Source organism: Enterococcus sp. DIV1307a, assembly GCF_050537425.1.
In the GTDB taxonomy this organism is placed as follows: Bacteria; Bacillota; Bacilli; order Lactobacillales; family Enterococcaceae; genus Enterococcus; species Enterococcus faecalis.
In genome coordinates, this window is the sequence record NZ_CP172914.1 from 1182717 (window position 1) to 1194426 (window position 11710).

Genomic DNA, 11710 nt, shown 5'->3' on the forward strand with positions numbered 1-11710 from the left:
TCAGCAGAAATTATTCTGCTGAACTATTTTTTTTCACATTAGGTAGACGTTTCAGGCCACGAATTGGTTTTACTTTTAAGACATCTAAGAAGAAAGTGAACACAGGGATTCCTACAATAAGTCCCCATACACCAAAGAGACGCTCACTAACTAATAAAATGACAAACGTATAAAAGATTGGTAACTCTGTTTTACTAGACATGAATTTAGGATTTAGCACGTAAGATTCAAATAAATGAACGATTGTAATTAAAGCTAAGATATAAATCACATCGTTCAAGCCACCTTGGGAATAAGCGATGAAACTTAGCGGAATGCAGGAAATAATCACACCAGCAACTGGGACTAAGCTCAAAATGAAGATCATAATGGCTAAACTAGGTAACTGAGTAAAGCCGATTATCGCCAAGGCCAAGGTAGTAATGACTGTATTCACCACAGCAATGAAAAACTGAGCTTCCATTACGACACCAAATGTGTTGACGAACTTGTTGGCAAAATAATAGATATCCTGAAAAAACCAATCAAAATCACTTTTTAAAAATAACTTAGAAAAATCAGCCATTTGCTTCTTCTCAATCATAAAGAAGAAACTTAAAATAAAGGACATGACAAATGATAAGCCGACAGCGCCAATATCTTGAATGTAGCGTAAAATCATTGAAGCACCATTCTGGAGTTGAGAGAGTAAGTTAGATTTTTCCAAGTATTGATCAATAAATTGCAATACTTGATTTGTATCTGTATGTGGACTTTGATAAAAATCAACTACAGAATTAATCATTTGAGTCGTTTGGTTAACTAGAACGGGAACATATTTAGTAATCGCTAAATAGATTAGAAAAACAACCAATGCATAGGTTAAGAGAACGATGACAATCGTCGGGATTTTCATATAGCGTTGAACAAAATGGACCAAACGAACAGCTAAATAGGTAAAGATAAATGTTAAAAGAATTGTTGTAATCATACTTCTGGATAAATAAAGCACAAAAATAATCAAAGCAAGGACGCAAAAACGTCGCAAACGTTCATTTTGAATAAATTTTTGATACAAACTCATAGGGGAAACTCCTTCTTTACTGAATAATCAATCCTGTTAAGAATAACATAACCATACCGATGGCAGCTAGGCCGCAAACAATAATATGGCGGCGTTTGTACATCACTACAATGGCGATGAACTCTCGAATAAACGCGTTAGGTAAAAAATAAAAAGCGGTTTTTGCACCAATGCCATCAGCTTTTAAGCCAGCCATTCGAGCGAAAAGACCCGCTCGGAAAAGGTGATAATTGTTTGTAGTAAAAATGGCTTGGAAATTAGCATTTCCAAAATCCTCAATCATTGTTTCTTTGGAAAAACGCATATTTTCTAGTGTGTTTTTTGAATGAGCTTCTACTAAAATATCATCATCAGGAATACCTTGTGTCAAAGCATACATTTTCATCGCGACACTTTCAGGAAGTAATTCATCAGGGCCTTGGCCACCAGACATGACGATTTTTGGTGGGTTTAACGTTGCGCGATTTTGAGCCTTGTAAAATTGAATGGCTTTGTTGATGCGGGCTTGCAATAACGGCGGCACAATCTCACCATTGATTAACCCCGAACCTAACACAACAATATAATCCTGTGTATATTTTGGCTGATTAAATTGATACAACGTAGAAACAGTTAAAAAATTATAAAAAACAAACGCGAAATAAGTCAAAATAAATGGCGCAATAGTTAATGGTAAGGAGAGCCACGTTGGTAACAACGATTGAAAAAAGAAATTATAAATTAATAGTAATGTTAAGCCAATTGCCAGCAACAACGTCAACAAGTTCCCTAGAGACCGACCTTCTTTTCTCATAACAACGACCGCATTCCAATAGAGGAAAATAATTAAGGCATAGAGTCCTAAAGCCAAAGCGATAAAAATTGCCAGCAGGGCAATAATTGCTAAGGTGATTAGAAAGTAGTTGTTTGTACGAATCGCAGTAATCCCTAAATAAGTCGCTAGAACCACAAGAAAAATATTAAATAATGTTCCATTCAGTAAACGCCTTTTTTCTTTGAAGTAGAAGAGCGCAAACAAGCCAAAAAAAGCAATGGGAATTAAAAAGAAGGCTGTGCCACGAATGATTTCTAAATATAAAACATATGAGAAGAACATAAAGACAGTCCAGCCAAACATCCACGGCAACCAATCGTGTTCTTTTTTCTTTTTCCGCCACGAGGGAATGAAAAAGAGACCCAATAAATAAACACCTAAAAAGGTTAAATCACCATAAAATTGCATAAATAAACTCCTTTAAAACATTTTTCCTCTTCAGTATAACGAAAACTCTTCAAAAAAAATAGAGGAAGCACTTAGTTTCAGAAAGTTTTCTTGTTCTTTTTTTTATAAAAAAAACCTGACGATTAACGTCAGGTTTTTGAGTCAGTATTGTTTAATTAAGCTTTAGTAACGTTAGTTGCTTGAGGGCCACGTTGACCTTCTTCGATTTCGAAAGTTACTGCTTGACCTTCTTCTAAAGTTTTGAAGCCGTCACCTTGGATAGCTGAGAAATGTACGAATACATCGTTTCCGTTTTCTGCAGTGATGAAGCCAAAGCCTTTGTCTGAGTTAAACCATTTTACTGTACCTGTTTCCATAATAAATATCCTCCTAGATGTGTGTTATAACACATTCATATTTTGCAATTACTTGAAAGGTGAAAAATGTGGAAGATGTTTATTTGAAACAGCTACCCATATTACCGAACAAAAACTACATCTATTACTATAGCATACTAACTGGTTTTTGTATAGCGATAACCTTATTTTCTTTTTTATCGGATGTTTTTTAAAAACTAGAAAGTGAAGATAAGGCTGTTATAGTGCTGTTTCAATAAGTCTCAGAAAAAAAGCCCATTGTAAGGCGCTTTCTTACAATGGGCTTTTTGCCTGTTTTTAATAACGGAGGATAGCCGCTAAAGACTTTTCATCTGGTGCAGCTTTTTGGTCTAAAACAAAAACTTGACCGCCGTTTTGAATGACTTGGTAAGCAATGGTGTTTAAAAGTTTGCGGCGATCGTACTCTTCAGATGACATTTCATTGTTTTCAGTAACAAAGAGTGACGTTGCAATAAAAAGATGGGAAATTTTGCCGTCAGCTGCCGCTGGCGAAATATCTGTAAATTGATCTAAGAATTTACGATCTAGTAATTTGTTATAAGAAGCTGTTTCTTTTTCTGTTAACTCTGCAGCTATTTTTTCACTAGCGCTGCGGATATCTTGAATGGTTGCTTGTGCAGGTGAAGCAGCAACTGAAATTGAGCAATCATAATAAGGATTTTTAGCAATCTTTTTAAAGAGTGTTTGGTTTTCTGGTAAAGCATAAAGATAAAGCGGTAATTTTTCAGGATTATCCAGTTGATCTTTTAAGAAAGTATCGACTGCTTGATAGTAGTTCACCCAATCAATTTCAACTTCTTTATCTTTAGTATTGATGCTATGATAAGCGACACCTTCTTTAGAACCGTTAGAACTACCTTGAGTTGAAAAGTTTAAATTACCACCCGTTAATTCATCACCTAAAGCTGTGACCACGTCTGTTGGCGCGTCTTTAGGCAATTCAACAGGAGTCACAGTCGTATGATCGACTTTGTAAAGTTTCATTGAATCGCGATTTAGAGCAAGTAGGTAATAATGGTAGTTAAATTGTTTGTCTTTGACTAGTCCAAGTAAATAAGGGATCGTGTCCACGTAATATTGATCGTCAACGGGCACATCTAATCGTTGAACAAAGGTGTTTTCTGGAGATAAGATGATTGAAACACTTGCTGTGCCGTTGCGCCAGAAGGAAGCATCAGCTAGAAGTGCGTCAATTTTTTCTTGGAAAACAGCCCATTTTTCCTCAGGAAATTTTTTTTCAAAGCGTGTTTTTGCCGCTTTTGCAAAATTTTTCAAAACAAGCGAATCTTTTTCTACGTTTTGATGAGCGACATGGGTGTTAAACAAGAAAGTAACAAACGGTCCATGAACTTCTTCAGAAAATAATGTTGATAAGCTATCTTTTTTTTGATTTGCCATAATAAAATCCCCCTTCTAAAAGTAAGTGTAGCACAGGAAATCGAATGTTTAAAACAATATGTTCAATAAAAGAAAACGCTTTAAATAATCTAAATAAAGGACTGTTAATGGTGTTCTAATAAAAGTTTTATAAAAAATATAGCTGAAACTCATGATAAAAAAGGCACAAACCACTATACTTACGTTATGCCAATTATCCCGAATTGGTTTTTTCATACTTACTCCTACCAAGAGTAAATAACAACCTTCATTTCCACCACAGACGACGGTCGTGGTGGTTTTTTTGTTTAGGTTCTAGTTTTTGCTATCAATGACTAGGAGAAGTGAACGTTCTTTAAGAATTTGTCATTTCAAATTTACGGAACCGCAAGAAACGATTTGCTTCTTCCTCTAACTGAGTAATTTCTTCTTCTGTTAACTCTTCCGTAGTAATGTGAATATGTAACTCTTTTTGTGTGCTTGTCATAGGTGCCTGATGATTAATCTCTGTTTGTTGGGTGCGGCCCATTAAATAGTCCAAGGAGACAGAAAAATAGTCTGCTATTTTTAAAAGATTCTCTACTTTAGGCGAAGAGGTATCCCAACGACGAATTTGTCCATTGGAAATGCCGACGTTTCTTTCTAATTGGGCGAGGGTTAGTTGCCTTGACTGAGCTAATTGTTTAATGCGAGAAATTAAGGTCATTTCAAGTCCTCCTTGTGTTTTCCGTTTGCTAATTTTAAATTAGCGTAAAAGCGAATGGTTGTCAATTGCGAGCGTGTAATAAGAAGGTGAACATCTCATGAGTGATTTTTTAGAAAATTTCCGATGAAAAAAAGAAGAAATAGAGTTATTATTAGTAAGTAAACTGTTTTGGAGCGAGAGGGGATGAATCAATGGAGAAAATTAAAAGTTACCAAGAGGATTCTGAAGTGCAGAAAAATCGTTGGTGGATCTTAGTTTCTGTGGCTATGTTTACCTTCATGTCTACATTAGATTCCAGCATTGTAAATATTGCTTTACCGACTATTTCAAAAGAAATGTCCGTACCCATGAATCAAGCGGAATGGGTCGTATCTATTTATTTAATGGTTGTCTGTGCTTGTTTATTATTATTTGGAAAAATTGGCGACAGTTTTGGAAAAATAAAAGTTTATCGAATTGGCACGGTTATTTTTACGATTGGTTCGTTACTTTGTGGCTTTAATCAATCGCTGAGCTTTCTATTATTTGCGCGAGTCGTTCAAAGTATTGGTGCTAGCATGACCATGGCGACCAATTCAGGAATTATTACGGAAGTATTCCCTTTAAATGAAAGAGGGCGGGCGCTTGGTGCAGTAGGTGCCTTTGTCTCTTTAGGCGCGATTGCTGGTCCTGGGATTGGTGGATTGATCTTATCAAACTTTTCTTGGTCGTATATTTTTTGGATTAATGTTCCCGTGGGGCTAGTTACAATTTTAATTGGTGAAAAGTTTCTACCAAAAGATATTACAAAAACAAAAGAAAAAATCGATTTTTCAGGATTTGCTTGTATTGCCATTGCGATTATGACGTTCTTCGGCGGGATTTTCCTCGGACAAGAGAGCGGGTTTGGCTCGTTACAATCCTATTTATTGTTCATTATTGCAGTAATCGCATTAGGATTATTTATAATGGTTGAACGAAAAAGAAAAAGCCCACTTATTAAGTTCGCAATTTTTAAAAACAAAATTTTTACTTTAAGTTTATTGTCCGCCGTTTTAATTTTTGCCTCAAACTTTTTTGTAAATGTTGTCATTCCATTTTATTTGCAGGATGCACGCAAACTAAGTGCTAGTTATGCTGGTCTATTAATGATGGTATTTCCGTTATTAATGGTGGTTGGGGCTCCTCTGAGTGGCTATTTGACGGATAAAATTGGCCCAGGTATTTTAACATTTGGCGGATTGTTGCTCTTGTGCTGTACGTCGTTAATGTATATGTTTTTAGATATGAATTCGCCTATCTGGTATTATGTGATTGCAACAGCCATTATGGGCTTGGGAAATGCACTTTTCCAGTCTCCAAACAATACAATGGTTATGAGCAGTGTTGAAAAGCAAGATTTAGGTGTAGCAGGAAGTATGAATTCTTTTGCTAGAAACTTAGGAATGGTCATTGGGATTGCGTTGTCAACGACCATTTTATATCGTGGTATGAGCGAAGCCTATGGTGAACGAGTAACCACGTATCTGGCTAATCGCCCAGATATATTTATTGTGGGAATGCGTGAAACCTTTTTTGTCGCCTTTCTATTATGTGTGGCGGCCTTTATATTAACGATTTTACGTTTTCGGAAAACAACCAAATAAGTAAAAAGAAGCAGACGAGAAAGATTCATGATTTTTCTCGTCTGTTTCTTTACTAGCTAAGAAAATAAGCAAATGCGATTGTATATTTCTAATTCTCTGTTACAATAAAGAAAGTAAACTGTACTAAACTGTACTACTTTTAAGAATGAATTTGACGATTAATTATCATAAGAGTGTGTAGAAAATACCGTAGGAGGAATACAAATGGAACTGATAGGACATGGACATTCATGTATTGAAATTCGTCTAAACGACGGCACGAACCTTTTATTTGATCCTTTTATTAATGGCAACCCTTTAGCGGACGTTTCACTTGAAGATTTACACCCTGATTACATCTTAATCACCCACGGACACAGCGATCATATTGGCGATATGCTAGCAATTGCTCAAGCCAACAAGGCAACGATTATTGCGATAGCTGAAGTGGCTACGTATGCACAGTCGCAAGGGGTAAAAGCGCATGGAATGAATCTAGGTGGGCGTTATGTCTTTCCTTTTGGTTCGGTTAAATTTGTGCCAGCTTTGCATAGTTCCGGTTATGAAATAGACGGCGTAATGACCTACATGGGCGAAGCAAGTGGGATTATTTTAGAAGCAGAAGATAAAAAAATTTATCACGCTGGTGATACGGCGTTGTTTTCAGATATGCGCCTTTTTGCAAAAGACCAATCCATTGATGTAGCGTTCTTACCAATTGGCGATAATTACACGATGGGACCAGAGGATGCGCTACAAGCAGTCTCTTACTTAAATCCCAAAATAACCATTCCAATTCATTACAATACCTTTCCTGTTATCCAACAAAATCCAGCAATATTCGTAGAACAAGTAGTTGGCGGGAAAGTATTAAACCCAGGAGAGACGATCCTAGTTTAGGAGGAAATTATGGCGACGAAACATGATCAAATTTTAAAACATATTGAAGAATTACCAATTGGCGATCGAATCTCTGTTCGAAGCATTGCCAAAAGTTTAAGTGTTAGTGAAGGAACAGCGTATCGGGCCATCAAAGATGCAGAAAATATTGGGCTTGTTTCCACCATTCAACGTGTTGGTACGATACGAATTGAGCGGAAGTTAAAAAAACATATTGAAAAATTAACATTTGGTGAAGTGGTCCGGATTATTGAAGGGGATGTGTTAGGCGGTAGCTCTGGTCTAGACAAAGTCCTTAATAAATTTGTAATTGGTGCGATGACAGAAACCGCGATGACGCGATATATTACTCCCGGATCCTTAATGATTGTTGGTAACCGCCAAGGCGTGCAAAAGCTTGCTTTAGAAAATGGGGCAGCCGTTTTAATTACAGGTGGATTTGAAACATCTGAAGAGATTGCGCAGTTAGCAGATCGTCTGGGTATGCCTGTCTTGAGAACCACATACGATACATTTACTGTGGCTACTATGATTAACCGTGCTTTAAGTGATCAGCTGATTAAAAAAGACATTTTACTCGTCAGTGATATTTATACAGCGCTTGAAAAAACCAATTATTTGTTGACAACTCAAACGATTGCAGATTATCAGGCATTATCTGAAAGTACCCATCATTCTCGTTTCCCAGTAGTAAATAAGAAATTACGTTTAGTGGGGATTGTCACAGCCAAAGATGTCATTGGTAAAAGTGAACATTTAACCGTGGATAAAGTCATGACAAAGGACCCCAATGTTGTGAAAAAGATGATGAGTGTAGCGAGTGTCAGTCATCAAATGATTTGGGATGGTCTAGAAGTCATGCCGGTGGTGGAAGATGATTTAGCGCTTGTTGGGATTGTTTCTCGCCAAGATGTGATGAAAGCTATGCAATTGGTGCAACGACAACCACAAATTGCAGATACAATTTCAGATCAAATTTCCGGGGAAGTGATGCCTGTTGAAGAAAATGGCAAAGAAACAACCCGTTTTCGTTTTTCGGTTGCGCCCCAAATGGTTAACAGTGTTGGTACTATCTCGTTCGGTGTCCTAAGTGAAATTATTTCTAACGTGACACAACGAACAATGTTGATGAATCAAAAAAGAAATGTACTAATTGAACAAGTGAATCTACATTATTTGCGGCTAATCCAGTTGGAAAGTGAATTGGACATTCGTCCACGGATTTTAGAAATTGGTCGTCGCTCTGCAAAATTAGATATTGAAGTTTATTTAGAAAATGTCATTGTGGCAAAAGCAATTGTTGTTTGCCAAGTGATGGAGAGAACGTAGGAGGCTACAAAGAATGGACGTAGTAAAAGAAATTATGGCAGCAATTAAACAATATGAAACAATTATTATTCATAGACATCAAAGGCCGGATCCAGATGCAATTGGCTCACAGGTTGGGTTAGCAGAACTCTTAAGAGCGAGCTTTCCTGAAAAAAATATTTATCAAGTAGGCGGACCAGTGGAAGGCTTAGAGTTTTTAGCTGAAATGGACGTTATTACTGACGATGTCTATCGAGGTGCATTAGTCATTGTAACAGATACTGCAAATGCTCCACGAATTAGTGATGCGCGTTTTTCTTTAGGCGATCAATTAATTAAAATCGATCATCATCCGAATGATGAACCTTATGGAGATTTAGTTTGGGTGAATACAAATGCAAGTAGTTGTAGTGAAATTATTGTTGATTTTTGGCAACAGCATTTAGCAGAATTAACGATGACAGATAATGCAGCTCGTTTATTGTATGCTGGGATTGTGGGGGATACAGGACGTTTTCTTTATCCTTCCACTTCGGCGCATACACTCGCTGTCGCTGCGCAATTGCGTACGTTTAACTTTAATGCCGCAGACTTAAATCGTGAGTTAGACCAAATGCCTTTAAAGGTTGCTAAATTAGCGGGTTATATTTATCAAAATTTAGAAATCGACGCAAATGGCGCTGCTCGTGTCGTTTTACCACAAAGTATTTTAAACAGTTATGATATTGTCGATTCTGAAACGGCAGCCATTGTTTCAATGCCAGGAAAAATTGAAGATGTTCTCTCATGGGCAATCTTTGTTGAACAGCCGGAAGGTTATTATCGCGTTCGGTTACGTTCCAAAGGGCCAATCATTAATACAATTGCTAAAAAACATCATGGCGGCGGCCATCCTTTGGCAAGTGGCGCTAATGCACGTGATGCGGCTGAAATTGAAGTGATTTACCAAGAAATCCAAGCAGCTTGCCAAGAGTGGGCGCAAAAATAAATAAGTAATTAGAAAGTAGTTATCGGACGTTGATAAATCATTAGGACTACTTTTCATTCACTAGAAAATAAGGTAAAATGAAAAAGAATTATTTTTTACAAAGGAGAACGTTAATGACAGAGCAATTACCAAACTGCCCTGAATGTGGGTCGGCATATGCCTATGAAGATCGCGGATTATTTATTTGTCCAGAATGCGGTCATGAATGGTCACCAACAGAAGAAGTTGCAGAAGAAGGCTTAGTAGTTAAGGATTCAAATGGCAATCTTTTAGTGGATGGTGACAGTGTTACTGTAATCAAAGATTTGAAAGTTAAAGGTGCCAGTGGCGCAATTAAACAAGGCACAAAAGTGAAAAACATTCGTTTAGTGGAAGGTGATCATAACATCGATTGTAAGGTAGATGGCTTTGGTCCAATGAAGTTAAAATCAGAGTTTGTTAAGAAAAATTAAATTTCATTTGAATGATGAGACAGTAAGAGTCTAGGACACAACCATCGTCCTAGACTCTTACTAATGTTTATCGGTCTTGTATTTTATCATTGTACGAAGGCCGTGCCAAGCGTTGTAAAGTGTGAGGATTAACCCGATACCTAAAGGAATCCATAACCATTGCGGAGAATAAGCGGCATCTTTTAACGTTTCAGGGTTGATGGTCCATGATTCTTGCAATACTTGGAAACTAAAAACCATGAGAAATGTTGAAATAAGTAACAAAATAAACCGTAAATAATGAATCGTTGTTTGACGGTGAATCAGTGCAAAGAGTAAGTAGAGCACAAGTAAAAATAGCGGCACTCCAAACGCAAAATATGGCTGTAACATGAGAACGTCCTCCTTTTTCTTAATGATACTGCAAAGGAGAGGATTTGCAAAATAAAATTTATTGTTGGTACATTTTTTTAGAAACAAGTATAGTGTTATTGAGGCATTTATACTTGAAATTGTTTATCTTGGAGGAATTTTTATGGCAGTATATAGCGAACCAATTAAATGGGCAATCATTATTTTCCCGTTTCTAGCATTTTTTATTTCTGGGGCATTATTAATCTATGAATACCGCAAATATGGTTCATTTGTTTGGACACGAGCAATGATTTTGTATTCATTTGTTTTTTATTTATTATGTGCCTATTTCTTGGTAATTTTACCGTTGCCATCTCGGGCAGAAGTGGCTCAATACACAGGACCGACAATGGAACTGCGGCCTTTTCATTTTATTTCAGGGATTTTAAACGAAACTGTTTTTTCGCTCAAAGATCCTAGTACGTATTTGCCAGCATTAAAACAGCATGCCGTTTTAGAACCACTGTTTAATGTTTTATTAGTTTTACCTTTTGGTGTGTATTTACGGTATTATTTCAAATGTTCATTTTTAAAAACAGTTCTTGCGAGTTTTTTATTGTCATTATTTTTTGAATTAACACAGTTATCTGGCCTTTATTTTATTTATCCACGTTCGTATCGCTTGGCGGATGTCAATGATTTAATTAATAATACCGTCGGAGGCATGGTCGGTTATTGGTTGACGCCACTCTTTACCTTTTTATTGCCAACACGAGAAGAAATTGATGCCACCTCTTATGAAAAAGGGCAGACAGTTAGCCTGTTAAGACGTTTCTTTGCATGGGGGATTGATTGGTTGGTGATTGGCTTTGTGCAAGGCCTGCTCGTTTTTGGACTAAATTTCATTCCAGCTTATAAAAATTGGGCAACCAATTATCCGATTTTTTCAGATCGGATGTGGTTCTTTATCATGGTTTTTGCGGTCTTTATCATCATGATGAAACTGACAAATGGTCAAACGTTAGGTAAAAAAGTTGTTCGCATTCGGGTGGTTGAAACAGGACATGAAAAAATTCGTTTAAAAGCCTTGTTTGTTCGCTATGGTTATTTGTATTTTGTGTATGGTTTAATTAGTATTTATCTAGCTAATGCCACTGATTTATTGAATTCTTCTAATCGGATGTTGCAAATGGTGTCACTGCTTCTGTATTTGTTCTGTTTAATTTTATATTTACTATTTTTGATCAACGTTTTGTTAACCTTGATTCGTAAAAAACGGCGTTTGTTTTATGAAAAAGCCAGCCACACTTATACAGTCAGTACATTAGAAGTTGCGAAAACAAAGGAATCAGCAGGTGAGTAAAAGTTGTTTTTGTGTTA

General features: G+C 36.7%; 12 protein-coding genes. 6 read left to right on the forward strand and 6 right to left on the reverse strand.

Annotation, left to right across the window (positions count from 1 at the left end; all coding sequences use genetic code 11):
* Nucleotides 1–10: 10 nt before the first annotated feature.
* From IGL90_RS05780 to IGL90_RS05800, 5 genes are all read right to left on the reverse strand, one after another.
* Nucleotides 11–1063, reverse strand: a complete 1053-nt coding sequence (locus IGL90_RS05780; RefSeq protein WP_002357754.1) for an AI-2E family transporter — start codon at nt 1061–1063, stop codon at nt 11–13.
* Nucleotides 1064–1079: 16 nt separating this feature from the next.
* Complete coding sequence (locus tag IGL90_RS05785; protein ID WP_002382277.1) at nt 1080–2285, reverse strand: YdcF family protein; 1206 nt, start codon at nt 2283–2285, stop codon at nt 1080–1082.
* Between the two features lie 155 nt (nt 2286–2440).
* Nucleotides 2441–2641, reverse strand: coding sequence for a cold-shock protein (locus IGL90_RS05790; RefSeq protein ID WP_002357750.1), 201 nt, complete (start codon nt 2639–2641; stop codon nt 2441–2443).
* A 297-nt stretch (nt 2642–2938) separates the two neighbouring features.
* The gene (locus IGL90_RS05795; protein ID WP_002357749.1) at nt 2939–4060 is read right to left on the reverse strand and encodes a hypothetical protein; all 1122 of its coding nucleotides are present in this window, start codon (nt 4058–4060) and stop codon (nt 2939–2941) included.
* A 334-nt stretch (nt 4061–4394) separates the two neighbouring features.
* Nucleotides 4395–4745, reverse strand: coding sequence for a helix-turn-helix domain-containing protein (locus IGL90_RS05800; RefSeq protein ID WP_002365589.1), 351 nt, complete (start codon nt 4743–4745; stop codon nt 4395–4397).
* Nucleotides 4746–4936: 191 nt separating this feature from the next.
* On the opposite strand from IGL90_RS05800, the gene IGL90_RS05805 reads away from it, so the two are divergent.
* From IGL90_RS05805 to IGL90_RS05825, 5 genes are all read left to right on the forward strand, one after another.
* Nucleotides 4937–6370 carry an MFS transporter gene (locus tag IGL90_RS05805; RefSeq protein ID WP_002357746.1) on the forward strand — a complete coding sequence of 478 codons (1434 nt, stop codon included), beginning with the start codon at nt 4937–4939 and terminating at the stop codon, nt 6368–6370.
* A gap of 204 nt (nt 6371–6574) precedes the next feature.
* Nucleotides 6575–7249: a metal-dependent hydrolase gene (locus IGL90_RS05810; protein ID WP_002410711.1), complete on the forward strand. Its 675-nt coding sequence runs from the start codon at nt 6575–6577 to the stop codon at nt 7247–7249.
* Nucleotides 7250–7258: 9 nt separating this feature from the next.
* The gene (locus tag IGL90_RS05815; protein WP_002357743.1) at nt 7259–8578 is read left to right on the forward strand and encodes a DRTGG domain-containing protein; all 1320 of its coding nucleotides are present in this window, start codon (nt 7259–7261) and stop codon (nt 8576–8578) included.
* A gap of 13 nt (nt 8579–8591) precedes the next feature.
* On the forward strand, nt 8592–9545 hold the full coding sequence (locus IGL90_RS05820; protein ID WP_002357742.1) for a DHH family phosphoesterase: 954 nt from the start codon (nt 8592–8594) through the stop codon (nt 9543–9545).
* Nucleotides 9546–9658: 113 nt separating this feature from the next.
* Nucleotides 9659–9997: a zinc ribbon domain-containing protein YjdM gene (locus IGL90_RS05825; protein WP_048737707.1), complete on the forward strand. Its 339-nt coding sequence runs from the start codon at nt 9659–9661 to the stop codon at nt 9995–9997.
* 60 nt (nt 9998–10057) lie between these two features.
* On the opposite strand, the gene IGL90_RS05830 is transcribed toward IGL90_RS05825, so the two are convergent.
* Nucleotides 10058–10456, reverse strand: coding sequence for a hypothetical protein (locus IGL90_RS05830; RefSeq protein WP_002382283.1), 399 nt, complete (start codon nt 10454–10456; stop codon nt 10058–10060).
* 55 nt (nt 10457–10511) lie between these two features.
* Between IGL90_RS05830 and IGL90_RS05835 the strand changes: the two genes are divergently transcribed.
* Complete coding sequence (locus IGL90_RS05835) at nt 10512–11693, forward strand: VanZ family protein (protein WP_010712400.1); 1182 nt, start codon at nt 10512–10514, stop codon at nt 11691–11693.
* The last annotated feature ends 17 nt before the right edge of the window (nt 11694–11710 follow it).

Excerpts from the sequence above, each read along its gene's own strand:
- IGL90_RS05835 (WP_010712400.1), top strand. The coding sequence starts at position 10,512 with ATGGCAGTATATAGCGAACCAATTAAATGGGCAATCATTATTTTCCCG.
- IGL90_RS05795 (WP_002357749.1), bottom strand. The coding sequence starts at position 4,060 with ATGGCAAATCAAAAAAAAGATAGCTTATCAACATTATTTTCTGAAGAA.
- IGL90_RS05790 (WP_002357750.1), bottom strand. The coding sequence starts at position 2,641 with ATGGAAACAGGTACAGTAAAATGGTTTAACTCAGACAAAGGCTTTGGC.
- IGL90_RS05805 (WP_002357746.1), top strand. The coding sequence starts at position 4,937 with ATGGAGAAAATTAAAAGTTACCAAGAGGATTCTGAAGTGCAGAAAAAT.
- IGL90_RS05815 (WP_002357743.1), top strand. The coding sequence starts at position 7,259 with ATGGCGACGAAACATGATCAAATTTTAAAACATATTGAAGAATTACCA.
- IGL90_RS05825 (WP_048737707.1), top strand. The coding sequence starts at position 9,659 with ATGACAGAGCAATTACCAAACTGCCCTGAATGTGGGTCGGCATATGCC.
- IGL90_RS05785 (WP_002382277.1), bottom strand. The coding sequence starts at position 2,285 with ATGCAATTTTATGGTGATTTAACCTTTTTAGGTGTTTATTTATTGGGT.
- IGL90_RS05820 (WP_002357742.1), top strand. The coding sequence starts at position 8,592 with ATGGACGTAGTAAAAGAAATTATGGCAGCAATTAAACAATATGAAACA.
- IGL90_RS05800 (WP_002365589.1), bottom strand. The coding sequence starts at position 4,745 with ATGACCTTAATTTCTCGCATTAAACAATTAGCTCAGTCAAGGCAACTA.
- IGL90_RS05780 (WP_002357754.1), bottom strand. The coding sequence starts at position 1,063 with ATGAGTTTGTATCAAAAATTTATTCAAAATGAACGTTTGCGACGTTTT.
- IGL90_RS05810 (WP_002410711.1), top strand. The coding sequence starts at position 6,575 with ATGGAACTGATAGGACATGGACATTCATGTATTGAAATTCGTCTAAAC.